General features: G+C 71.5%; 17 protein-coding genes. 4 read left to right on the forward strand and 13 right to left on the reverse strand.

Annotated features, from left to right (window positions below; all coding sequences use genetic code 11):
- Positions 1-19: 19 nt before the first annotated feature.
- From fxsT to ACWD3I_RS14650, 3 genes are read right to left on the reverse strand one after another with little or no spacing between them, the layout of a single operon-like run.
- Positions 20-4,327: an FxSxx-COOH system tetratricopeptide repeat protein gene (fxsT, locus tag ACWD3I_RS14640; RefSeq protein ID WP_365396476.1), complete on the reverse strand. Its 4,308-nt coding sequence runs from the start codon at positions 4,325-4,327 to the stop codon at positions 20-22.
- Positions 4,327-5,397 carry an AAA family ATPase gene (locus ACWD3I_RS14645; RefSeq protein ID WP_365396473.1) on the reverse strand — a complete coding sequence of 357 codons (1,071 nt, stop codon included), beginning with the start codon at positions 5,395-5,397 and terminating at the stop codon, positions 4,327-4,329. The genes fxsT and ACWD3I_RS14645 overlap by 1 nt, the downstream gene beginning before the upstream one ends.
- A complete protein-coding gene (locus ACWD3I_RS14650) occupies positions 5,369-7,222 on the reverse strand; it encodes a VMAP-C domain-containing protein (protein WP_365396470.1) in 1,854 nt (617 codons plus the stop codon). The genes ACWD3I_RS14645 and ACWD3I_RS14650 overlap by 29 nt, the downstream gene beginning before the upstream one ends.
- 345 nt (positions 7,223-7,567) lie before the next feature.
- Between ACWD3I_RS14650 and ACWD3I_RS14655 the strand changes: the two genes are divergently transcribed.
- A complete protein-coding gene (locus ACWD3I_RS14655) occupies positions 7,568-8,443 on the forward strand; it encodes a DUF3592 domain-containing protein (protein WP_365396467.1) in 876 nt (291 codons plus the stop codon).
- On the opposite strand, the gene ACWD3I_RS14660 is transcribed toward ACWD3I_RS14655, so the two are convergent.
- Genes ACWD3I_RS14660 through ACWD3I_RS14675 form a run of 4 tightly spaced genes read right to left on the reverse strand, consistent with a single transcriptional unit; the run spans position 8,436 to position 13,938 of the window.
- Positions 8,436-9,692 carry a CHAT domain-containing protein gene (locus ACWD3I_RS14660; RefSeq protein WP_365396464.1) on the reverse strand — a complete coding sequence of 419 codons (1,257 nt, stop codon included), beginning with the start codon at positions 9,690-9,692 and terminating at the stop codon, positions 8,436-8,438. The two genes, ACWD3I_RS14655 and ACWD3I_RS14660, sit on opposite strands and share 8 nt — an antisense overlap.
- A gap of 17 nt (positions 9,693-9,709) precedes the next feature.
- On the reverse strand, positions 9,710-11,362 hold the full coding sequence (locus ACWD3I_RS14665; protein WP_365396461.1) for a hypothetical protein: 1,653 nt from the start codon (positions 11,360-11,362) through the stop codon (positions 9,710-9,712).
- Between the two features lie 3 nt (positions 11,363-11,365).
- Positions 11,366-12,577, reverse strand: coding sequence for a hypothetical protein (locus tag ACWD3I_RS14670; RefSeq protein ID WP_365396458.1), 1,212 nt, complete (start codon positions 12,575-12,577; stop codon positions 11,366-11,368).
- Positions 12,577-13,938: a hypothetical protein gene (locus ACWD3I_RS14675; RefSeq protein ID WP_365396455.1), complete on the reverse strand. Its 1,362-nt coding sequence runs from the start codon at positions 13,936-13,938 to the stop codon at positions 12,577-12,579. Before ACWD3I_RS14675 ends, ACWD3I_RS14670 begins: the two co-directional genes overlap by 1 nt.
- 113 nt (positions 13,939-14,051) lie before the next feature.
- Here ACWD3I_RS14675 and ACWD3I_RS14680 point away from each other — a divergent pair, with 113 nt between their 5' ends.
- The 3 genes from ACWD3I_RS14680 to ACWD3I_RS14690 are packed head-to-tail and all read left to right on the forward strand — an operon-like array spanning position 14,052 to position 15,218.
- A complete protein-coding gene (locus ACWD3I_RS14680) occupies positions 14,052-14,477 on the forward strand; it encodes a hypothetical protein (protein ID WP_365396452.1) in 426 nt (141 codons plus the stop codon).
- Positions 14,474-14,755: a hypothetical protein gene (locus ACWD3I_RS14685; protein WP_365396449.1), complete on the forward strand. Its 282-nt coding sequence runs from the start codon at positions 14,474-14,476 to the stop codon at positions 14,753-14,755. Before ACWD3I_RS14680 ends, ACWD3I_RS14685 begins: the two co-directional genes overlap by 4 nt.
- A gap of 1 nt (position 14,756) precedes the next feature.
- Complete coding sequence (locus ACWD3I_RS14690; RefSeq protein ID WP_365396446.1) at positions 14,757-15,218, forward strand: hypothetical protein; 462 nt, start codon at positions 14,757-14,759, stop codon at positions 15,216-15,218.
- Between the two features lie 83 nt (positions 15,219-15,301).
- Here the strand turns inward: ACWD3I_RS14690 and exaC are convergent, their stop codons facing one another.
- The 6 genes from exaC to xylB all read right to left on the reverse strand — a co-directional run bounded on the left by exaC (position 15,302) and on the right by xylB (position 22,957).
- Positions 15,302-16,825, reverse strand: a complete 1,524-nt coding sequence (exaC, locus tag ACWD3I_RS14695) for an acetaldehyde dehydrogenase ExaC (RefSeq protein WP_365396443.1) — start codon at positions 16,823-16,825, stop codon at positions 15,302-15,304.
- 149 nt (positions 16,826-16,974) lie between these two features.
- On the reverse strand, positions 16,975-18,291 hold the full coding sequence (locus ACWD3I_RS14700) for a GAF domain-containing protein (protein WP_365396440.1): 1,317 nt from the start codon (positions 18,289-18,291) through the stop codon (positions 16,975-16,977).
- 56 nt (positions 18,292-18,347) lie between these two features.
- Entirely contained in the window at positions 18,348-18,953 is a 606-nt protein-coding gene (locus ACWD3I_RS14705) for an N-acetylmuramoyl-L-alanine amidase (RefSeq protein ID WP_365396437.1), read from the reverse strand.
- A 43-nt stretch (positions 18,954-18,996) separates the two neighbouring features.
- The gene (locus ACWD3I_RS14710) at positions 18,997-20,010 is read right to left on the reverse strand and encodes an acetamidase/formamidase family protein (protein ID WP_365396434.1); all 1,014 of its coding nucleotides are present in this window, start codon (positions 20,008-20,010) and stop codon (positions 18,997-18,999) included.
- Positions 20,011-20,154: 144 nt separating this feature from the next.
- Positions 20,155-21,411: an ROK family transcriptional regulator gene (locus ACWD3I_RS14715; protein WP_365396431.1), complete on the reverse strand. Its 1,257-nt coding sequence runs from the start codon at positions 21,409-21,411 to the stop codon at positions 20,155-20,157.
- A 100-nt stretch (positions 21,412-21,511) separates the two neighbouring features.
- Positions 21,512-22,957, reverse strand: a complete 1,446-nt coding sequence (gene xylB / locus ACWD3I_RS14720) for a xylulokinase (RefSeq protein WP_365396428.1) — start codon at positions 22,955-22,957, stop codon at positions 21,512-21,514.
- Positions 22,958-22,959: the final 2 nt, after the last annotated feature.

Consider the following 22,959-nt stretch of genomic DNA (forward strand, 5'->3'; position numbering starts at 1 on the left):
TGCGGTGGCCTGACCTCTGTCACAGCGGCATCGGTGAGGTGTCGCACTCGATGCGCCGCTCGTCTCGGGCCGCGAGAAGCCAGTCGTGGCCGGAGCCCACCACACGGGCGAGTCCGTCGATGGCGATGCGGGTGTGTTCGTGCGCGGCCTCGGCCCGGCCGAGGGCAGTCAGGTCGGTGGCGAGATTGGCATGGAGCGCAAGGGTCATCGGGTGGTCGGTGCCGCAGAGCGTGGTGAGTTGTGGCAGTAGCGCCTCCTGGACGGAGACCGCCTGTCCGTGCTCGCCGCCCAGGTGCAGGTCGGCCGCCTGCCCCATGGTCACGATGAGGCTGTTGAGATGGTCTGGGCCGACGGTGGAGTTGAGCCGGGCCAGAGCGGCCTCGTCCAGAGCACGGGCCCGGTCGGCCTCACCGAGCGCGCGATATGTGGCGGCGAGGTTGGCCAAGGTGATGAGCGTGTACATGTGGTCGGGGCCGAGGGCTTCCTCGTAGCGGTCGAAGGTGTCCTGGCCGATCTCGCGTGAATGGTGGAGCTCGCCACCGATACGGCGGTCCACCATGACGTTGACCGCCGCGGCGAGGGTGTCGCTGTGGTCGCGTCCACATTTCTCGACGAAGAGCTGGAACACATGCTCGCTGAGCTCCCAGCCGGCGTCCAGCGCCCCGTCCCTGCGGCGGCAGACGGCGAGGTCGCGTGCTGCCCGGATCGTCGCCGGGTTCTCGGACCCGAACGCGGACCGGTAGGCGGCATGGACGTCCTCCTGGAGCTGGCGGGCGCGTGGGTAGTCGCCGCACTCGCGGATGTCTATCGACAGTCCGTTCCTGGTGTTGAGGGTGAAACCGTCCGCGTGTCCGTAGACCAGTTCCCATTGGCGCGCGGTCTCCTCGTCGAGGGCGCGGGCGGTCTGGAACTCGCCGCACATCCGTAGCGAGACGCCGAAACTGTGTGCTGCCTTGAGCGTGTCCGGATCGTCGGGACCGAACAGGTTGCGTGCCCGCTCGAAGGCTTCCTGGTCGAGGGCGCGGGCGGCGCTGAAGTTGCCGCGGTAGCGGTGGGCGAACGCCATCTGCCACATCGAGTCGATCAGCTCCTCCTCCGGCACGCTCGCACTGCGCGACACGGCGAGGGCTCGCTCGTTGAGGGAGAACGCGTCCCGGTCGACGCCGATGATGCGCTGGCAGAAGGCGTACAGCTTGGCCATCTGGATGACGAGGGTGTCGGGCTCGCCCGTGTCCTCGTTCCAGTGCCGCCACGCCTTCCCGGCGAGGTCGACGGCCTGCTCGTGGTCGCCCCAGTAGTAGAGGTAGTACACGAGGTTGGCGACGAGGTCGCGGACCCAGCCGTCGTGGCTCGCGGCCGCCTGCGACGACACGGCGTGTGGCAGAAGTGCCTGGTAGCCGTCCCAGTGGTCGGGCGAGGAGGGGCTGCCCGCCGGCTTCGCGGCCGCGAGCAGGGAGTGCGCGGTGTGGAGGAGCCCCTCTCGCTCGCCGGGCTCGGTGGTCGTCCGCAGGACGCTCTGCATGAGGCGGTGCATCTGGATGCTGTCGCGACGGTGGTCGACGCGTATGAGAGAGAACTTGGACAGCTCACGGATGGCGCGGGACAGTCGTATCGGGTCGCGCAGGATCGGGTCGAGTTCACGGCTGACGCTGATGCGCCCGCCGCTGCGGAAGATGCTCAGGGGGACGGGCTCGGCGGCCAGGCAGCCGCATACTCCGAGGAGTTGGTAGACGCCGGGGGATTCGCTCTGGAGGTAGGCCAGCGTGATGCGCCAGGCGGCGGCGACCGAGGAGGGGTAGTCGTGGACGAGCCCGCTCGCGTCGAGTTCGGTCCGATGGCGTTCCAGGAGTGCGAGGTAGTGGTCGACCGGCATGTGAGAGGCCGCGTGCCAGGCGGCGGCGAGCTCGATGGCGAGGGGGAGGTCGCCGAGAGCGGCTGCCAGCTGGTCCGCTTCGTCCACGCTGAGTGTGGGGGAGCGGCGCATCAGCAGGTCGCGGCTCTCCTCCCGACGGAACACATCGACGGTGAGTGAGGTCGCCACTCCCTCCCAGGCCCGGTTGCGTGAGGTGACGATGACCTTCCCGTTGCCAGTCGTGGGAATGAACGGGCGTACACCGTCGACGTCTTCGGCGTTGTCGAAGATCAGTAGCCATCTCCCGTATCGGTCACCGTCCCGGAGCGCTTCCAGGACCCGCGGTACGGCGGTGCCCGGCTGCGGTCCGACCGTGAGACCCAGAGCACGGGCGAGACCGGCGAACGAGGACAACACCAACGACTGCTGCTCGGCCGGTATCCACCACACCACGTCGAATTCCTGCTGATGGCGGTAGACGTACTCGATGGCGATCTGTGACTTGCCGACACCACCCGTGCCGTGCAGCGCGTGCGGCAGGACCGCTGCGAGCTCTCCGTGCTGCAACTGTTCAGCGACGGTCGCGAGCATGTCGTCGCGTCCGATGAAGTGGGCGTTGCGGGGTGGCATGGGGCCCTTGATGCCCGGTTGACCGTGGCGGCCGCCGGCGGGGCGGGGCGGTTCGGGAGCCATGGCGCTGCCACCTTTCGAGTCCGGTCGCCAGGGTGCGGAGGCGGGCGGAGTGGGATGTTCCATAGCCTCGCGGAGTCTGCGTGCGCGCCGGGAATGTGATCCTGACAGCGCCTCCAGCACGGCGAGTTCGAGCCGTAGCCAGGCTCGGTCGGTGCTGTTCGGATCGGGTAGCGGTGCCAGATCGGGGTCCGTGAGGGCAGCGCGCAGCCGGATTGCCCGGGGGTCGGGTCGGCCGGGCGGGAGTTCGGCGAGACCGGAGACGATCGCGGCGAGTTCGGAGCGAGTCCCGCCGGCGAGCAGTGCCTCACGCACGCCGTCGGCGAAGTCGACGGTGGCGCCGTTGCGTCCGGGCCACTCCAGCAGTCCGCCCATCAGGATCTCCGCGAGATGCTCCGGACCGGACAAGGGCAGCATCAGGCGTTGGACGGCCTGAATCGTGTCCAGCGCGAGGGGTACGGCCGCCAGCTGCGAAGCGAGTCGGCGGGCCGTGGGCGTGGCGAGTGAGGTGAAGGTGCGTACCGCTGCCTCCGGGCTGCCCGCGCAGTACCGCAGCCCCGGCGCCGGGGGTTCCTTCGCGAGCGTTCCCGCCTGGACCACCTGACACCGCTGCTCCGAGCCTGCACCACCGACCACCAGGTCGGCCCAGCCCATGAGGGACGCTGCCTTCAACGACAGCACTGGAATGACCGCTTGGTCGCCCTTCTCGTCAGGAGGCCGCGAGCGCAGGGGGTCGTCCAGCTCCTCGTCCGCGACCTGCGTCAGAGTCGTGTTCGCCCGTCCGAAGCCACGGGCCGTGAGTGTTGCGGGGAACGGACGCAGCGCGGAGCGGTGGCGCAGGTGTGTCGGCAGCAGATGGACGATCGCACAGGGGCCGGTACCGGCCAGGCGGTGCAGTAGCCGGTCCGCGCCCGCCGACGCCCATCCGTCGCTCAGTCCGTCCGTGACCAGCAGGAACGCTCGTTCTCCCCGTGGGTCCAACAGCTCGGCCGGCGATGCCCGGCGACCGCCTGGCCGCAGGAGCCACGCCGCACCGTTCGAGGGCAGCGACAGTGAGACGGTGCGCACGTCCCGGAAGGCACCGGACAGCGCGGCCTGCTCGTACAGCGCACGCGTTTCCCGCTCCCACACCCGCATGGTCTGTCCGGCGTCCACCAGAACCACCAGATCCAGCGCTCGTTCCGGCACCGGACGCATCACGGGCAGCCAGGAAGCGCCGTCCAGTACGCGATCCGCCGTCCGCTCCTCGTCCAGTTCCCACCGGTGGGCCGAGGGCCGGCGACGGGCGAGTCGGCGCAGCGCGCGGGCGAGCGGCAGCGTCCCCGACGCGGCCTGCGGCCTGCCGGGTGGCTGCGGAAGGCGTGGTGGCGGTAGGGGGAGTTCTATGTCGCCGGCCGGATCGGGGCGGACCTGGGGCGGCACGTCAGAAGGTGTGGCGCCGACTGCTCGGTCGGCTTTGCCGGCACCGGCGTTCGTGGTTCCCGGCATGGCCTGGGCGGGCAGGAGGGGTCCCGAGAGCGCGGTGGGACGGTCGCCTGTGACAGGCTCGACGGGTGACGCGGACGCAGGCAACGGGCGGTCCGCCGCGATCCAGAGTGCGCCCAGCCAGGCGGCATCGGCGAGTTCGGTCCAGAGCACGTCGGGCGGGGCATCGTGCTCGGTGGGCACGGTTGCGCCGGTGTCCACCATTGCGTCGGACGGGTCCGGACGCATTCCGGAGGGGGCGTTCGACGCGCCGGGTGCTGCCTGCGGCCGGGTGTCGCCGGTCCCGTCCGGGGATTCCATCAGTGTCCCTTGGACAGATCGCGCAGCAGTGTCTCGATCAGCGCTTTGCCGCGTGATCCCGGCGGGAACCCCTTCTGCGTGATCAACTGCGCGGCGTTGAGGAGCTGATCGACGGAGTGTGTGCCGCCGTTGCCGAGCCGCAGGGCGAAGTCCTCCACGAGTTCTTCCAGCCCGTCGGGCCGATGCCGCAGATGTCCCTCCACGATCGCCAGCAGCAGTTCCCGGCTCGGCGGCCGCATCTCCAAGGGCAGACAACGCCGGCGGAACGCGGCCGGAAACTCTCGCTCCCCGTTGCTGGTCATCACCACGATCGGGAACTCCGCGCATTCGACACGCCCGCGCTGCACCACCGTTCGACCCTGCGGGTCGTCCGTGTGCACCTCGATGTGATTCTCACCGGTCCGCACCAGCTCAGGAATGTCGAACGCGCCGTTCTCCAGGACGTGCAGCAGGTCGTTGGGCAGGTCGATGTCGCCCTTGTCGAGTTCGTCGACGAGCAGGATCCTGGGCAGCCGGTACGGCAACAGCGCGGTGCCGAGCGGACCGAGGGTCAGGAACTCTCCGACCGACGGCCGTGACGGTGTGTCATGTTCCGCTTTCCCTACCGCCGTTGGCGTCGCCACGCCGTCTGTGCTCGTACGCACCGCGAGCTCCGCCACGGTCTGGGCGCGCCCGATCGCGTCGTAGTCGTACAGCCCGCTCCTCAGTGTCGAACGGCTCACGATGGACCACTGGAGCACTCGCCCCAACCCGAGTTCCCGGGCGATGAGATACGCCAGGGTCGACTTGCCGATCCCCGGTGGCCCCGTCACCAGCAGGGGACGGCGCAGCAGGATCGCGGCGTTCACCACGTCGATCTCGGCCTCGCCGAGCTGTGCGAGACGGTTGCTCGCACCGAGCCGTCGAGCGGATCCGGCATCCCACTGGTCGGGCTGCGGAAGGGGCGGGCCGCCTCGGAACTGCCGCCAGGGCGGCGCCTTCGGTAACGGTGCGGGCTCAGCCTCGGGAGTCTGTCCGGTGGCGTGGAACACCCGCCATCCGTCACCGGGGCGGGCCGGGCCGGTGGTCATAGTGGGTCTCCTCGGCGGTCGACGAGTCGGGTGTTCGGGAGGGACCGGGTGTCTGGGGCGGGCTGCCGAAAGCGGCCGGAGGGTGTGAAGGACCCGGTCCGAGAAGGTCGGCCAGCACCGGTGGGTCACCCGGTGCGGATCGGCCCGGCTGGCAGTCGACGACCCTGTCCGGGTCGTCCCACAGACAGGCGACGTGACGGCCGAGAAACACGTCTCCGTCCACGTCCGCCTCGGCGCGTGCCCGCATCTCCTGCACCCTCCGTGGCACGCCGTGGGCTGTCCGGGTGCCGTCCAGCAACTCCGAGATCGTCTCCCGGCTCCGCGGTTCCAGCTTGCCGCGACGGTCCCACAGGGCCAGTCCGAACCCCTCGGCGATCGCCCGCTTCAGCGCCGCCAACGCCTGGCTTCCCTGCCTCGGCGCGTCCAGCGCCAGTGCCGTGTACGGTGCGGAACCGTGCTGGCGGTGGGTCAGCGACCGCGACCAGCGGTCCATCGGGACCCTGTCGCCGTGGGTCCAGTGGTGCAGCCGCGTTCCGTGCTGGTGCAGTTCCTGCCACCGCTGTCGCCAGCGCTTCGCGATGAACGGATCGTGGGGCACCCGCCGTAACCGGTCGAGGCTTCGCAGGTGTACGCAGTACCGTGGCCCGATCGCTGCGGCGCCCGGTCCGTCCGCCCCGATCTCCAGCCGTGCGACGTCATGGTTGAGCAGCAGGTAGGGCAGGATGAACTCGACGAACGGCGGCAACTGGTCCGAGGGGTCCGCTCGAGAGGTCGCCCACAGCCGCTCCCCCTCCGCCAGCGCTCGTTCCACCGCTGCCCCGAGTCCGTCCATGTGTGTCTCGGCCGCCTCCCCGGCGCGCGGAGCCCAGTGGCCGGCCAAGTCGTTGATCCAGTACCGGACCGTCACGTCGTCGCTGCCGTCCTCCGCAGGTTCGACCATGATGAGCAGCGCTCGCGGAACGCGAGGGTCGGCCTGCCACAGATCCCGCGCCTGCCTTCGCCGCAGCAGCGCCGGTAGACAGTCATGGTCGCGGGCCCAGCGTTCTGCCCACTCCTGGCACCGGTGTGCCGCGGTCTTGTCCACGGTTTGAGCCGCCACCCATTCGAGGGCGACGACCGACGGCGGTATGCGATCGGGGGAAGCGTTGAAATCCACGAGGACGTCGAAGAGGTCGAGCAGTGTCGATGGTTCGCCGGGAACGGGAAAGCCGAGCTCGAAGCCGATGCTGTCCCGCAGTGTGTGCATCTGCTGCGGTCCGGTCGGTTCGAGCCTCAGTAACTGCTGAACGCGACGGTGTTCGTCGGCAGTGAACGGGCTGGCGAGTTGAGGGTAAGCGGGTGCTGTCGGGGGCGGGGCGGGAGCCGGGGCACGCTGTTCCGTGGTGCCGGGGGGTTTCGACCCGTCGGCGTATCCCAGCCCGTCGCGGGGGAGCCGCCCGGGTCGTGTCGCACGGTCGGCGCCGTCGCCGGGCAACGGAGACGCGGGCGAAGGGGAATGATGGTTGGCCCTCTCGTCCGGCCGCGTCGCCAGGAACGGACGCAGTCGCAGCCACAGGGATTCCCGTCGCGGTTCGTCGTACCAGCCGACCACCGTGCACAACGTGGACACCCGACCGGTGGGATCCAGGCTGACATGGCGCGCTACCTCCACCCGGAACGCGGGCAGGGTTCCCTCCCATAATTCGGGGGAGAGCCCGAGGTGTTCGCCGACCGTTCGCCGGCTGGTGCCCTCGTCGAGGAAACGGCAGTGAATCAGCTCGTCGACGATGGCACCGACGAACGCCTCCCGCTCTGTGCCCTCCAGCCTGCCCCGCGCGTCAGCCATCGGATCTCCCCCCGGACACAGCAATCCGATCAGAGCAGCATCTCAAAATTAGCATGTGTTCTGACGCTGAGTAAGATTCGAGTCCTGAGTCGAGTTGATGGTCATCTTTCCAGGTGGCGGCCCTGCGAGCCAACGCGTGCACACCCAACCGGCGCGGGTGCAGCAGCACTTCGGCACAGCGCGGGTCACGGCATCTGCCACCTCCTGCTCGCAACCCGCGCTGTCAGGGCCTCTGCAATAGACCCGGCTTCTTCGGCGAGTAGCTGACGAGCAGGCTCGAAAGGGATGGCCGGCCCCACCCGAACCTGGGATCGGTAGGAGTCCCGGCAGCGAGAGCCTCGCCGCATGGACCTGCAGAAGATGCTCGGACTGTGGTGGACGGTGCCCGCGGGGCTGGCGATCGTGGGTTACGCGTGTTCGCTGGCCGGGCTGACCCGGCCGCAGCGGGCGGTGTGGGTGACGGCTCGGGTCGTGGAGGTGCATCCGCCGGGACACGGTGAGTCGGGGCAGCACGGGATACCGGTGACGATCGTGTACCAGGACCCGGGCACCGGGCGGGAGTTCAGGCTGCGGCACGAGAACAAGCGTGGTGACCGGGTGCTGGTGGCCTGGGTGGGGCAGGAGTTCCCGGTCCGGTTCCCACGGCGGCGGCCGGAGCGGTTCTATCTCATGCTGGACAGCGAGGGGCGGACCTCCGGGGTCGGCGGGCCGAACTGCATGGTGATCCTGCTGGTGTTGGGACTGGTCGTGCAGTCGTTCTTCGTGTGGGGCTGGCAGTGGGGGCTGATCTGCGTCGGTGGCCTGCTGCTCCTCGTCGTCGCGCTGAGCCGGGACGGCGAGTACGCCCGCGCCCGCGCCGCTCAACTGGCCGCGGGCGTGACCGTCCAGGGCCGCGTGGTCGCCGTCACCAGGGACGTCCACTCCGACGCCGAAGGCGGTGAGAGCGTCAGCCACGCTTCCGTCGTCGCCTTCACCACCCACGAGGGCGTCGAGGTCACCGCGCTGTGCACGCAGGGCATCCGGAACATCGCCAGGTCCCTCGGCCGTGACATCCCCCTCCGTTACGCGCCCGCCGACCCGTCCCTCCTCACCGCCGACCCCGATCACGAACGCCGTGAGCGCACGTCCCACATCAGGTTCGTAGCCACCCTGCTGGCCACCGGGATCGCCTTGGTCGGACTGGGCGGTTACTGCCTCCACCACCCCTGGCCCCTCACCTGACGATGCAGGTCAGGGCCGCCCAGAGGAGGGGCGAGTGCTCGATCCGGCCGTCGGCGCGCCACCGGTCGAGCTGCTGTCGCTGCCAGGTGCCGAGATGGCGGACCGGGTCGTGGTCCTCGTGGGCCGCGTCCACGGCGACCACGGCCTCCGTGAGCGGCCGTACGGACTCCGGCAGACCGGCCAGGCGGTGGAAGGCGAAGCTGGTGGGGAGCACCCAGCGGGTGGCGGTGACCAGTTGGGCGCCGTTGTGGATCATCGCCGTCGCCAGGCCGAAGGACTCGGCGAAGCGGAGATCGCCGCCGCTCTCGCAGGCGATCAGCGCGACGCGCGGCGGTGCGGGCCAGAGTTGAGCACCCGGCACGCCGTCCGCGCGCAGCGGGAGCGTGCCCAGGAGAAGGTCCTTGGCGGACAACGGGCGGTGGGTGCGCATCGGTTCGGTCATCCCCGTGGTCTCCGGGCCGCAGCACAGGTGGAGGGTGACGTCCTCGCTCTGCCCGCCCTCGACGGGGGCGCCGCTGACGTGACCGACGTACAACAGGCGACGGGCACCCTTGCGCAGCGCCTCGCCCAACCGGTCGCGGTCGAGGTCGGTGCGGCGGAAGGCCTCGGCGGGGGTGGCGACGGACGGTACGACGGTGCCCGCGTCGAGCCTTCGCTGGACGAGGGACAGCAGCGCCGGGTCCGAGCCGGGCTGCCCCAGGACCGAGCCGAGCGGGGAGTCGGCGCGGAAGCCGGGGACGCGGGGGTCCAGGACGAGAACCACGGCGTCCGAGTCCGAGTCCGGGTTCTGATCGGTCGGGGTGGTACCTGCCCGTCGTAGCGATGCCGGTGCCGTGGTGGCGATGTCCACGAGGTCGATCAGCCGTACGTCGCTGTCGTCACCGTCGCCGTCCACGGCGAGCAGCTCCCACGGGACCTGGGCGACCCGGGGCGACGGCTGGAGCCGCATCAGCGGACGGCCCAGGTGGGCGGAGACCTGGCGGATCTGGTCGGTCAGGCCCGGCGGCCACAGCACCTCGGCCAGCATGCGGGAGAGACGGCGCTCCTCCTCGTACGTGGCCAGCGCGCCGGACTCGAACACGCGCCGCATGCCTTCCGCACCGCCGCCCGGCAGTTCGGCGGCCAGTGCGCGGACGGCCTCGTCCACGTCCGGACCCGGGGTGTACCCGGTGCCGAAGCCCTGGGCACCACGGGCCCACGTCCAGGTCATGTGCAGGTCACCGGCGTCGGCGAGGCGGACCTGGACCACCGGACGGTTCGCGTCGGTCAGATCGTCGGCGGACAGAACGGCACCTCTTCCTCGCTCACGATCCGCCGGTGATAGCGGAACTCGGCTGCCTGGACGTACTCCTGGAGCGCGGTACGGCCGCCCGCCTCCGCCGACATCACGATCTTCGGTGGCGGTGCGACCCGCAGGCCGACGGAGACGGCGGCCTCGGCCGCGATGCCGCCCAACGTCAGGGGAGCGCCGTCATCGGGGGCGTACGTCTTCATGGCGGCGTCCGGGAAGACCGCCGCCGCCCTGTCGGCGGTGGACGTACGGCTCAGCGCCAGGGAGGCGCCCGCGCACCGGTGTTCCACCAGCTCGAAGATCAGCCCCTGGTCGTTGCTGCGGAGAGCCAGGCGGAAGACCAACTGCATGGCCTCGTCGGCCAGTTGGAGCCACTGGCTGCGGGCGTGGGCGGTGGCGAAGTCGTAGCGGGCCGCCTCCAGCGTCAGGGCGGCGGGCAGGGCGAGGGAGAGAGCGTTGGCGAGTGAGGTGCGTTCGTGGACGCCGTGGTCGGTCCGGTTCAGGTTGTCCTCGAGGGTTCGCGCGAGCATGAGGTCCACCTGGGCGCACCGCTCGTACACCCCGCGCTCCTGGTACACGTCCCGCGCGCCCTGGGCGAGCCGCTTCATCTCGTCGATGTCGCCCCGCTCGTACGCGTGCCGGGCGCCCAACAGCATGGTGTCGGCTGCGGCGATCGCGGCACCGACCTGCTGGAAGCGGGCCAGGCCGGACGCCGTCAGAGCGGCGGCGCCGGCCGCGTCCCCGCGGTGGGCGGCGATGGCGGCACGGGCCTGTTCGCAGACCGCCAGGTCCTCGGCCTGGCCCTGCCGTTCGAAGATCTCGGCGGCCTCCGCGTACAACTCCTCCGCGCGGTCGAGGTCGCCGGCCCGCAGCGCCGCGTACGCCCGGTGGGAGAGCACCTGCTGGCGCCCCGCGTGGTGGCCCAGTGTCAGATAGGCCTCCTCCGCGCGGGCGAAGTAGTCCTCCGCCTGCGCGAACCGCACGGTCGAGGCGCAGACGACCCCCAGGCAGTCCAGCAGATACGGCTCGGCGAGCGGCGCGTCGGCCAGCAGTGCGCAGGCCAGTTCCTCGGCCGCGCCCCACGCGCTGCGGTCCATCAGCAGATGCACCCGGCTCAGGCCGATCTCGGCGGTGCGCAGCCCTTCGAGGTCGTCGAACTCCGACAACAGGGCCGTCGCCTCGTCCATCGCCTCCTGCGCCTCGTCGAACCGCCCGGTCCTGCGCAGCAGTTCGACCCTGGCCAGCAGCGTCTTCAGGAGGACTTCCAGCCACAGCCGGCGGCCGTTCGGTCCCATCGGCACGGACGCGATGCCCCGCACCAGGTCGAGGGACTGCCCGATGGACAGGGCCGCTCCGGGCAGATCCGTGGCCGCGAGCTGGACTGTGCCGATGTTGGACAGCAGGTGCCCGCGCAGGAGCTGTACGTCGGGGGAGTCCTCGAACGACTCCGCCATGGCGAGGAGTTCGTCGTAGACGGCCAGCGCTGCCGGGAGGTCCGGGGTGAGTTGATGGTGTTCGGCGAGTGCGAAGCCGCTGTCGAAGGGCTCGCCGTAGCTGAGCCGCGTCGCCTGCTCTTCCTGTTCCGCTGTGTCTTCCGGGTCTTGAGGCTCTTCCGGCTCTTCCGTCATGGGCTAGAAGTCCTCCTCCACGGCAGCGGCGGCCACGACCTCGGCGAGAAACGGCTCCGGGTGTGCGGCCTCGCCGTCGTGCGGTGCTGCCGCGACGCCGAGCCGGTGCCGGGCCAGGGCTCGAACCGCCTCACGTGCCGCACGGTCATCGGCGTCGCCCGGTCCCGGGTCGAACCCCGGCAGTAGGATGCCGACTTCGATGCCCGGTGTCGTCGAGGCCGGGATGTCCAGGTCCGCCAGGCCGGTCCACACGTCGTCCCGCCTGGCCAGCGGAACGCGGTTCGGCGGGCCGCCGTCCACGTGGACCTCCGCCGCTAGGCGCACCCCTGTGGCGGGTGCCGCGACGTCGGCGACGACCTCGACCTCGATCCGCCGCCCGGCGCCGAGCGCGTACGCCGTCCAGGACACGGCGTCCTCGGCCGCGTCGACGAAGCCGGGAGGATAGCGGCACCAGTCGTTGGTCCCCGAGCCCCGGGCGATCACGCGGTCGGTCGCGGTGCGGAGACTACCTGCCGCGAGGGCGAACTCCTGCTGCCATACGCAGAGTTCGGCGAGGTCGAGCGGTGTGGCGGTCGGCCTGTGGTCCTGTTCCAGGGCCGACCGGAGACGCCGTAGTGCCTCCCCGTCCAGTCCGGCGTTGTCGGCCGCCTCGTCGATCAGCCGTAGGACACGGTCCAGTTGGCGAGGCGGGGCCGCCGACTGCCGCCAACGGATCAGCGGGTCGAGCGCGGCCAGGTGCTCCTCCAGCAGATCGGCACCCTCCAACTCCCCTGACTCGTCGAGGAGTTGCTGGCATTCGTGGATCAGTGCGGCCAGCTCCAGCCCCAGCAGGTCCGGTTCGAGTGCGGGAATCCCGTCCAGATACGACGTCGGCCACCAGCGGGCCGCCCAGTGCCCGAGGGCCAGGCGAGCGGCAGCCTCGGCGAGGGCGGTCGGCTGCTCGGGCAGCGTCAGCTCGGCGGCCGGGCCTCCCGACGCGACGGCGTCGACAGCGGCGGCCGCACGCTCGCCGTAGACCGCCCACAGCCACTGCTGGGCCTGCCCCACGTCGTGGATCTCCGCTGCCGGCAGACCTGTCGGGCCGAGGACGGGCCAGGTCAGGACGGCGCCCGCGACGTCGAGAACGGCCAGGGTGAAGGGGGGACCGGCGGAGGGTCCCGCGATGCGTACGGTGCGGTCCTCGGCTCGCGTGACGGCACAGCGCCGTTCGGGCATCACGCGCTCCTCGGCTCGGCGGTGGGCTCGGCGGCCACCGACAGGGTGCGCAGTGCCGTACGGACTCGTGCGCGGTGGTCCATCATCACCGAGCGGGCGACCCCGTCGAGCACGCCCCAGGCCGATGCCGCGTCGGGCAGTGCCGCGTCGCGGACGTCGCGCCCGTGCAGCCGTACCCAGAGGCGCCGCATGTACGCGGCCCACGGGGTGCGCAGGTCCTGGGCGAGGGCGTTCAGCACACCGCCGTCCGGGTCGGCGGTGGGGGAGACGGTCATCCTGCGGGCTCGGAGGACCGAAGCCTCCCGCTGCCAGCGGCTGTTGACGATGCGGTGTGCCGCCGTCGACCCCGCCACGGAGGTCCCGGCGCCCAGCGGATCGAGGCCCACCGCGAGCCGGCCGCCGAGCACGACGGTCACGCGGAGACTCTCGTCGTACAGGCCGAGTGGGGCGCAGCTGCGGGCGACCTCCCGCCGGACGAGCTCCGGCACGGTCGGCAGCTGCTCGCGGTGGGTCGACACCTGGAGCACGGTGAAGAGCCGTTCGAAGAGCGTGCGGTCGAACGGCGCGGGGAGCGTGGCGGTCGAGGCGCTCCGGCCGACCTCGGGGCGCGGGGGCACGCGGTGCGCGGTCAGTCCGAGGTGCGGGGGTACGTCGGCGCGGTCCCAGACGTCGGCCGGGTGCGCCGCCCACAGGGCACGCCCGAGCAGACCGCCGTGCCCGGCCCGGACCATGGCGGCGAAGGCCGGTGAATCGGCCCCCGCCGCACCGCAGGTCTCGAGAACCTCGGCCGCCAGGCCCGTATCGGCGGAGCCCGGCACCGCCTCGCGTCCGTCCCACGCCGCTGCCAGCTCGGCGTCGAGCCGGGCGCGCCGGGCGGCGTCCGCCAGATGCTCCCTCAGTGCTTCCACCGTCCGTCCGCCGGAAGCGTCCACGACGTCTTCGAGTACCACCCTCGCCACCGCGCCCGCGCCGGGCCCCGGTGCCCCGTGCTCGGTCGCCAGCTCGAAGCACCGCTGGAAATACAGGTCCTGCGGGTTGCCCGCCACGATCCCCAGTGCCCGGCGGGTCTTCTTCAGCAGCGTGAACCACCGTGCCGTCGCTTCCAGAACCGCACCGGACTCCCGTATCAGCGCCTCGAGTCGCTCCGCCTCCCGCGCGTCGAGGAAGTCGGCGGCGAGCTCCGGACGCAGCGCGGGCCGGACGATCAGCGGCAGCACGATCAGCTTGACCGTCCGGGTCAGCGGCGCGCCACCGGGCCCGCTCAGCGCCTGGGGACCCGGCCCGAGGCCGCGCCAAGCCGTGTCGATGACCATGGCGCGCGGACGGCGCTCGCCGGTCGACGGCCGGCTCGGGATCGGCATGGGCAGAGCGTACGTCCTGGGGGAACTGGTGGTCGAACCTGGGATCGGTAGGTGCCGCCCGCCTCCTAACGTCCACACCACCAGGCAGAACGGACCGGAAGGGCAGGCACAGCATGGGAATCTTCGGCAAGGGCAGGAGCCGCGAGGAGAAGGCCGCCAAGATCGCGGAGCAGGTGGCCGGCGGCAAGGGTTTCTACGGCCGTATGACGCGCGCGACGCTCGGCGGCGAGGACTACGCCAAGCTCCAGCAGTCGCTCGGCGCGTACCGCTCCGGTACCACGGTGCGGCAGCTGCTCGCCATGGGCGTACCGACGACCCCCGCCGTCGTCGTGTCGATCAGCGACACCGGCAAGCTGGTCAACTACGACCCGGTCGTCGACCTGGTCCTCCAGCCGACCGGGGTCACCGCCGACCCGTTCACGCTCCAGACCATCGTTTCGAAACTGCGCATCCCCCGCGCCGGTGATCAGGTACTACTGATCGCGGACCCCGCCAACCCCGGCGGTTACCTCTACGCGGGAGACGGAGAGACGCCGTGACGACACCGCCGAGCGAGGTGCTGGCGACCGACACCACCCTGCTCTCCTTCGACGGCCGGGTGCTGGAGCTGTTCGCCTTCGGCGTCGCGCAACGCATGCACATCTGGCAGGAACCCCGTTTGGAGTTCGGCACCGGCCGCAAGCCCAGGATGGAGATCATCACCGGGCACCCGGGAGTACGCCGCCACATCTTCCCCTACGACCCGGAGCGCCTCGACGCCCTGCGCGCCTTCGCGGCGCAGCCGGCGCGGGGCGTGGCCGAGAGACCGCGACTCTGACGTGACCGACGGGGAGAACGGCCCCGCGCCGACACAGGTGTCGAAGGTCGGTCCCTGGGCGGCCGCCTGGATGTACCTCTTTCTCGTGGCGCTCGGGCTGTTGGGACCGTTCCTGATGGTCCTCGGCGTCTTCGCCGGTCAGGGCCTGATGATCACCGGAATCGTGTGCACGGCGGTCCTCGTTCCCCTGGGCTTCGCGCTGGGGCTCACCGTCGCCGCCGAACGGAGGTACAACCGGCGGCTCGACGCCTTCGGGGTTCCGGCGACCGCGGAGATCACCGAGCTCACCGAATGGGACACCGGGGACGACGGCGGTGCCGTGGTCGTCCTGCGGGTCAGCGGGCCGGACTTCCGGACGTTCGAGGCCACCTGGAAGCGCTCGCAGCATCCCGCCCTGCGTGTGGGGCTCCGTCTCGACGCCGTGGTCGACCCGTCCGGGAACCTGTTCCGTGTCGTGCTGTGACCGAGCCGACGGAGACCACAAGGTGTCCTTCGTGTCGGGTTGCCTGGAGCGCAACGATGCCTCCAGGCAACCGACTCGAGGCACTAGAAGAACCCAAGTTTCTTCGGGCTGTAGGAAACGAGAAGGTTCTTCGTCTGCTGGTAGTGCTCCAGCATCATCTTGTGTGTCTCGCGGCCGATCCCGGACTGCTTGTAGCCGCCGAAGGCGGCGTGTGCCGGGTAGGCGTGGTAGCAGTTGGTCCAGACGCGGCCTGCCTGGATGGCGCGGCCGGCGCGGTAGGCGGTGTTGATGTCGCGGGTCCAGACGCCTGCTCCGAGGCCGTACAGGGTGTCGTTCGCGATTTTGATGGCGTCGTCGAAGTCGTCGAAGGAGGCCACGGAGACGACCGGTCCGAAGATCTCCTCCTGGAAGATCCGCATCCGGTTGTCACCCTCGAAGATGGTCGGCTGGACGTAGTAGCCGCCCTTCAACTCACCGTCGTACTCGATGCGTTGACCGCCCGTGAGGATCTTCGCGCCTTCCTGCCGGCCGATGTCGAGGTAGGAGAGGATCTTCTCGAGCTGGTCGTTGGAGGCCTGGGCGCCGATCATCGTGTCGGTGTCCAGAGGGTGGCCCGGCTTGATCAGTTCGGTGCGGGCGACCGCCGCCTGAAGGAACTCGGCGTAGTGGCCGCGCTGGACCAGGGCCCGGGACGGGCAGGTGCACACCTCGCCCTGGTTGAGGGCGAACATGGTGAAGCCTTCGAGGGCCTTGTCGCGGAAGTCGTCGTCGTGCGCCCATACGTCGTCGAAGAAGATGTTGGGCGACTTGCCGCCGAGTTCGAGTGTGACCGGCTTGATGTTCTCCGAGGCGTACTGCATGATCAGCCGCCCCGTCGTGGTCTCGCCGGTGAAAGCGACCTTCGCGACCCGCGCGCTGGAGGCGAGCGGCTTGCCCGCCTCCACGCCGAAGCCGTTGACGATGTTGACCACGCCCGGCGGCAGCAGGTCGGCGATCAGGCTCATCCAGTAGTGGATGGACGCCGGGGTCTGTTCGGCCGGCTTGATGACGACCGCGTTGCCCGCGGCGAGGGCGGGGGCGAGCTTCCACACCGCCATCAGGATCGGGAAGTTCCACGGGATGATCTGCGCGACCACGCCGAGCGGTTCGTGGAAGTGGTACGCCACCGTGTCGTCGTCGACCTCGCCGAGCGAGCCCTCCTGTGCGCGGATCGCCCCCGCGAAGTAGCGGAAGTGGTCGATGGCGAGGGGGATGTCGGCCGCCAGCGTCTCGCGCACCGGCTTGCCGTTCTCCCAGCTCTCCGCGACGGCCAGCGGCTCGAGATACGCCTCCATGCGGTCGGCGATCTTCAGCAGGATGTCGGAGCGCTCGGTCACCGACGTACGGCCCCACGCCGGGGCGGCCGCGTGTGCCGCGTCGAGCGCCCGCTCCACGTCCTCCGCCGTGCCGCGCGCGACCTCGGTGAACGGCTGCCCGTTGACCGGTGAGGGGTTCTCGAAGTACTGCCCACGGGCCGGCGGTACGTACTCGCCGCCGATGAAGTGGTCGTAGCGCGCCTGGTAGGAGACGATCGCGCCCTCGGTGCCGGGCGCCGCGTAACGGGTCATGCTGGTCTGCCTCCCTGCAGCAGCGCTGCCCGCCGTTGGGCAGCTCTCTGCGCGAGGCTAGGGATGGGGACGTTGCAACTACGTTGCCGTCGGCCTCAGGGGCAGGCGGCAGGGGGCAGGGGCGGTGGGCAGTGGCCGGGGAGGCGCGCCTACGGTGCCGCGACTCCCCGGCGCCGTACGCCCGGTGTCGACAGCTCCGCCTCCAGGGCCGCCAGGCGCGAGCGCACCGCCGCCGTCGGACGGGCCGCCGCCAGGGCCCGCCACACCTCGAAGTCGTCCTCGCCCCACGGCGTGTGCGCCCAGTCCGCCAGCAGGTCGGGGTCGCGGCGGGCGACCAGCGCCGTACGGAGGCCGTCGGCGAGACGGTGCCTGAAGCGCACCACCGACGGGGCCTGGGAAGCGGGCAGCAGCGGACCGGAGTACGCCGTCGCCGCGGCCGTGACCGCACCGGTCTCCAGTCGCCGTTCCACGACGGAGACATCGGACTCGACCGGCACGGTGAGCCGGTAGGGGCGCGAGGCCAGCAGGCCGGGGCCGAGCACCCTGCGCAGCCTGGCCAGTTCGGCGCGCAGTGTCACCGGCGTCACCGACTCGTCCTCGTACAGCGCGCACAGCAGCTCGTCGCCGGTCAGCCCCTCCGGATGGCGGGACAGCAGCACCATGATCTCGCTGTGCCGGCGGCTGAGCCTGATCCGGCGGCCGCCGGTGAGCAGTTGGGCCTCGTCACGGCCCAGCGCGGTCAGCTCGGTCAGGTCGGCCGCGGGCATCTCCGGGGCGAGCAGTGCCAGATGGGACTCCGCGGCCCGTGCGACCGCCTGGACGAAGCCCAGACTGTGCGGATGCGCGAGCCCGTCCCCGCCGGTGATGTCCACGGCACCCAGCACCCGCCCGGTCCGGGGATCGTGCACCGGAGCCGCCGCGCAGGTCCACGGCTGCACCCGCCGGATGAAGTGCTCGGCGGCGAACACCTGCACCGGCCGGTCGAGGGCGACCGCCGTCCCCGGCGCGTTGGTCCCGACCGCGGTCTCCGCCCATCGCGCCCCCGGCACGAAGTTCATCAGCCCCGCCTGCCGCCGGGTCGACGCATGCCCCTCGACCCACAGCAGCCTGCCGTGCGCGTCGCACACCGCGAGCAGATGCTCCCCGTCGGCCGCGAACGTGCCCAGCAGTTCACGGAAGAGCGGCATCACCCGGGCCAGCGGATGCTCCGCCCGATAGACGCCGAGGTCGCCGTCCATGAGCTCGACGCTCGCGCTCCCGTCGGGCCCGACACCGGCCCGCGCGGAACGCCGCCACGAGTCCGCCACCACCGGGCGCACCGGCCGCGGCACGGTACCCGCCTCGGTGAACGTCTCGTGCGCGCGGCGCAGCATCCGCGCATGCTCGGCGGGGTCGGCCCCCGGCTCCAGGGCCACCCACGGATCGGTCAACTCGGCCTCCCCGAAAGGCGATGCGGCTGGAGACATCGTCACTCCCGGTACGCGCGCGGACAACCGTTTCGACCGGCGTCACCCGAACGACATCACTGCCCGGCGCGCTCGACCAGCCCCATATAGCGCTCCCAGTCCCAGTGCGGCCCGGGGTCGGTATGGTCCGAACCCGGTACCTCGTGGTGCGCGATGACATGCGCCCGGTCCTTCGGGATCGCGTACTTGGCGCAGATGCCGGCCGTCAGCCGCGCCGACTGTTCGTACAGGACGTCGGTGAAGTATTCGGGGCGGTCCACCCACCCTTCGTGCTCGATGCCGATACTGCGCGTGTTGTGGTCCCAGTTCCCCGCGTGCCAGGCGATGTCGGCCTCACGCACGCACTGCGCGATGTTGCCGTCCCGGGAACGGACCACGTAGTGGGCGGAGACCTGCTTCCCGGGACTCCGGAAGACTCCCAGGGTCTTGCGGTAGCTCGTCTGCGTCACATGGATGATCACGAGGTCGATCGGGTGGCTCGTCGGGCGGTTCGCCGCGGTGCGGTTGGCGGACGTCGCCGGCTGCCACTCGGCGAGCGGGTGGTCGACGGCGTGGGTGTCCGCTCCGGCGCGCGCCTCCGGCAGCAGCGCGTACGGGACGGCGGTGAGGGCGGCGCCCTTCAGGAGCCGTCGCCTGCTCGGCAGCGGTCTTGCCCGTTCCATGGACGATCGCCTTTCGGTGGTGCGGTGTTGACCGAGACGCGGGTCAGGGACGGACGGTTGCCGCGGTCTCCCTCAGCCGCGCGTGCACACCACGGTGCGTCTCCCGCGCGGGCAGCCACTCCTTGCGGATCTTCGCCACGCACGTGTAGTTGGTGTCGCACACATTGGCCAGCGGCGACTCGACGGCCTGGGTCGCGAACTGGTACGCGTCCAGCTCGCTGAACCCGTAGTCGCGCACCAGCCATCGCACCAGGTCGAGTTGGGAAATCCGGAACGCGTCCTCCAGCGGGCGCGCCGACCCCGTCGAGATGATGTGGGTGTCCGACTCGATGCGTGGCCAGGGCGTCGCGATCCCCTTCAGCAGCTCCACGATCACGACGGTGTTCATCGCGCACTCGACGGCGACCCCGCAGGTCTCGCCCTCGCCCTGCCGGGCATGTCCGTCGCCGAGGCTGAGCAACGCGCCCTCGACGTTCACACCGAGGTAGCAGGTGACGCCGGCCCGCATCTCCGGTGTGTCCATGTTCCCGCCGTGCGCGTCGGGCACCAGCGCCGAGCGGACCTCCAGGTTGGCAGGGGCCACTCCCACGGTGCCGTGCATCGGGTCCATGGGCAGCTCGGCCTCGAAGTCGCTGTCGTGTGCCCGGAACAGCGCGGTGCGGCGGGTCCGGTCCAGCTGCCAGATCCAGACGGTCTCCGGGAGGGGTGGCTGCAGGGTGGCCGTGGTGTGGGTGGAGGTGAGCGCCCCGAAGAGGGGGACCGTGGTGGACGCGGCCCAGTCCCGGGCCGGCTCGATCGACACGAAGTGCACGGCGACCGTGTCGCCCGGCTCGGCGCCCTCCACGTGGAAGGGACCGGTCTGAGGGTTCAGGAACGGGAACTCGCACACTTCGGAGACCAGATCCTTCTCGGACCGCACCCGTCCGGCGAAGCAGTCCTCGGTGTACAGGTCGAGAACCGTGCCGGGCGCGATGCGCGCCACGGGCGGCGCACCGCCGAACGTCCAGGCGTACTCGCCCGGTTCGGGCCGCACGGTCAGGATCCGGGGGTCGCTCATGGCTGCACTGCTCCGTTTCGCGGAAGGCGGATGCCGCACCGGCTCGAGCGGCTCGCGCGCATCACGGTACGTCGCTCGCGGGTTGGGCAGAAGGACGCAGCGTGTTCCGGTGGACGGCCTGCGACCTGTGGAGAACTCGCTCACTCAGCCGGGTGAACGAGGCGAGCGGACCGGACCGGAGTCGCCCTGGGGGCAGGCCCGTTCGGCCACAGCGGCAGGGTCGTCGAGGACGGCCCGCACCACCGAGTGAGCGGCCCCCAGCAGCGGCCCCTCGGGACCCAGCATCGACACGGACACCGGACACGGCGGTCCCGCGGTCCGCCGGGCCAGCTCGGCCTCCAGCGAGGGCAGCAGCCACGGTGCGAGCCCGGACAGCTCACCGCCCAGCACCACGTTCTCGGGGTCCAGCAGATTGACCGCCCCGGTGAGCGCGACGCCGAGCGCCCGCCCCGCGTCCCGCAGGGCACGACGTACGTCCTCGTCCCCTTCGGCGGCACGCGCCGCGAGCAGCCCGACCCGGTCGCCCCCCGGCTCCAGACCGGCCGCACGCAGCACCGCCTCCTCACCGGCGTACTGCTCCAGGCAGCCACGCCCACCGCACGGGCACTGCGGCCCCTCGGGTTCCACCGGCACATGACCCAGTTCGCCCGCGAAGCCGCGGGTCCCCCGCAGCAGACCGCCGGCCACGACGACGGCCGCACCGATGCCGATCTCCGCCGACACGTGCAGGAAGTCGGGTGGGGTGCCGTCGCCGAGCCAGAGTTCGGCGAGGGCGCCGAAGTTGGCCTCGTTGTCCACGGTCAGCGGGTACGCCGTGGGCAGCAGGGCGCCGAGGTCGGTGTCGTGCCAGTCGAGGTTCGGGGCGCGCACGACCGTACGGCCGTCGCGCGCCACCAGGCCGGGCACGGCCACGGCGAGCCCCGTCGGCCACAGGCCCTCGCCCTCCGCCTCGGCGACGACCCGGTCGATCAGCTCGGTGAGCTCCTCGATCACCGGCGCGGGGGAGCGGCCGCGGTTGGCACCGTGCCGTACGGCACGGGCCCGTACCTGGCCGCGCAGGTCGACCGCGCAGACCGCGAGGTGGTCGACGCCGACCTCGGCGCCGATCCCTGCGGGGCCGTGCGCGCTGACGGCGAGCGCCGACCCGGGGCGGCCCACCCGGCCCGGCCGCTCGGGGCCGAGCTCTTCGAGCAGGCCCGAGCGTATGAGCTCGTCTACGAGGGTCGAGACGGCCGCACGGGTCAGCCCGATCCGTGAGGCGACGGCGGCACGGGAGAGCGGTCCCTCGGCGCTGACGGTGTGCATCACCCGGGCCAGGTTGCGGCGGCGCATGCCCTGCTGGGTGTCGGGCAGCGCGCGCCCCGGTCCGGCCGGGTGGGCGTCGTGCAGCGGTGCGGTCATGCCTCCGTCAGTCCTCTGGTGATCGATACGGTTCTCCGCGAGCCCGGCAGGCGGTGGCGACCTCGGCGGGCCGCCGTGCGCCTGCCCGGCGGCGGACGTCTCAGCCGGTCTCCGTCGGCCTGTCCAGCAGCGGAGCCGCGTCGGAGAGTACCCCGGAGATCCTCGCCATCGTCGTCTCGTCCCGCTCCACGGCCTCCAGCACCGGGCCGGCGGTCGTGTTCCAGCGCCGGGCGACCGCGGCCGGGTCCTCGCCGGTCAGCAGGCCCGCCGCCTGGGCGGCCGCGCCGAGGGCGACGAGCTCCTTGGCCTCGGGGATCTGCACGGGACGGCCCGAGAGCCGGCGTACGGTCTCCTGCCAGGCCCTGCCCCGGGCACCGCCGCCGATCAGCAGCAGCGGGACCGAACGGTCCGCGTCCTCGTCGAGGACCAGGTCGAGCGCGCCGAGCAGCGCGTGGACGGCACCGTCGTAGGCGGCCTGGAGGAGCTGACCGCCGGTGGTGTCGTGCCGCAGGCCGTACAGGAGCCCGGAGGCGCCCGGTAGCGCGGGGGTGCGCTCGCCGTCCAGGTAGGGCAGGAGTGTGACCCCGGTGGTGGGCTCCACGGCCTCCCGGTCGAGGCCGAGCAGGGCGGCGACGCGGTCGACGGCGAGCGTGCAGTTCAGGGTGCAGGCCAGCGGCAGCCAGTCGCCGTGCGCGTCGGCGAACCCGGCCACGGTGCCGGTCGGGTCGGAGGGGCGCCGCTTGGAGACCGCGTACACCGTGCCCGACGTGCCCAGGCTCAGTACGGGGGTGCCGGGACGCAGTCCGAGGCCCAGCGCGGCGGCCGCGTTGTCGCCGGTGCCCGGGGCGACCAGGGTGCCCTTGGAGAACGGCAGGTCGTGGCGGTCGCGCACGGTCCCCGCGACCTCGCCCGGCCGGACGACGCGCGGCAGCAGGGCGGGGTCGAGACCGACGTGCGAGAGGGTCTCCTCGTCGTACGCCTCGGTCGCCGATGCCCACCAGCCGGTGCCGGAGGCGTCGCCGCGGTCGGTCGTGCCGTGGCCCGTGAGGCGCTCGGTGAGGTAGTCGTGCGGGAGGCGCACCGCCTTGGTCGCGCGGATCGAGTCCGGCTCGTTCTCGGCGAGCCAGGCCCACTTCGTGACCGTGAAGGACGGGCCCGGCACACTGCCGGTGCGCTCCGCCCAGGCCTTCGGTCCGCCCAGTTCCTCGATGAGCCGGGCGGCCTGCGGAGCGGAGCGCACGTCGTTCCACAGCAGGGCGGGGCGTACCGGCTCGCCCTGCGCGTCCAGCGTGACGAGGCCGTGCTGCTGCCCGCCGATCGACACGGCGGCGGCCTCGCGGGCCGCGTCACCGCACTGGTGCAGGGCCTCGCACAGCGCGTCCCACCACTGACGCGGGTCGCTCTCGCGCCCCGCCCCGGAGGAGACGGTGTGCGACGCCTGTCCGCTCGCCACCACCCTTCCGGTCGACGCGTCGACGACCAGGGCCTTGGTGGACTGCGTGGACGTGTCCACGCCGACGACGAGCGGACCCTCGGCAGCTGACATCG

This window comes from Streptomyces sp. NPDC002817, from assembly GCF_053592055.1.

Excerpts from the sequence above, each read along its gene's own strand:
- ACWD3I_RS14700 (WP_365396440.1), bottom strand. The coding sequence starts at position 18,291 with ATGTCTCCAGCCGCATCGCCTTTCGGGGAGGCCGAGTTGACCGATCCG.
- ACWD3I_RS14650 (WP_365396470.1), bottom strand. The coding sequence starts at position 7,222 with ATGGCTGACGCGCGGGGCAGGCTGGAGGGCACAGAGCGGGAGGCGTTC.
- fxsT (WP_365396476.1), bottom strand. The coding sequence starts at position 4,327 with ATGGAATCCCCGGACGGGACCGGCGACACCCGGCCGCAGGCAGCACCC.
- ACWD3I_RS14670 (WP_365396458.1), bottom strand. The coding sequence starts at position 12,577 with ATGCCCGAACGGCGCTGTGCCGTCACGCGAGCCGAGGACCGCACCGTA.
- ACWD3I_RS14665 (WP_365396461.1), bottom strand. The coding sequence starts at position 11,362 with ATGACGGAAGAGCCGGAAGAGCCTCAAGACCCGGAAGACACAGCGGAA.
- ACWD3I_RS14715 (WP_365396431.1), bottom strand. The coding sequence starts at position 21,411 with ATGACCGCACCGCTGCACGACGCCCACCCGGCCGGACCGGGGCGCGCG.
- exaC (WP_365396443.1), bottom strand. The coding sequence starts at position 16,825 with ATGACCCGTTACGCGGCGCCCGGCACCGAGGGCGCGATCGTCTCCTAC.
- ACWD3I_RS14645 (WP_365396473.1), bottom strand. The coding sequence starts at position 5,397 with ATGACCACCGGCCCGGCCCGCCCCGGTGACGGATGGCGGGTGTTCCAC.
- ACWD3I_RS14680 (WP_365396452.1), top strand. The coding sequence starts at position 14,052 with ATGGGAATCTTCGGCAAGGGCAGGAGCCGCGAGGAGAAGGCCGCCAAG.
- ACWD3I_RS14710 (WP_365396434.1), bottom strand. The coding sequence starts at position 20,010 with ATGAGCGACCCCCGGATCCTGACCGTGCGGCCCGAACCGGGCGAGTAC.
- ACWD3I_RS14655 (WP_365396467.1), top strand. The coding sequence starts at position 7,568 with ATGGACCTGCAGAAGATGCTCGGACTGTGGTGGACGGTGCCCGCGGGG.
- xylB (WP_365396428.1), bottom strand. The coding sequence starts at position 22,957 with ATGTCAGCTGCCGAGGGTCCGCTCGTCGTCGGCGTGGACACGTCCACG.
- ACWD3I_RS14705 (WP_365396437.1), bottom strand. The coding sequence starts at position 18,953 with ATGGAACGGGCAAGACCGCTGCCGAGCAGGCGACGGCTCCTGAAGGGC.
- ACWD3I_RS14675 (WP_365396455.1), bottom strand. The coding sequence starts at position 13,938 with ATGCCGATCCCGAGCCGGCCGTCGACCGGCGAGCGCCGTCCGCGCGCC.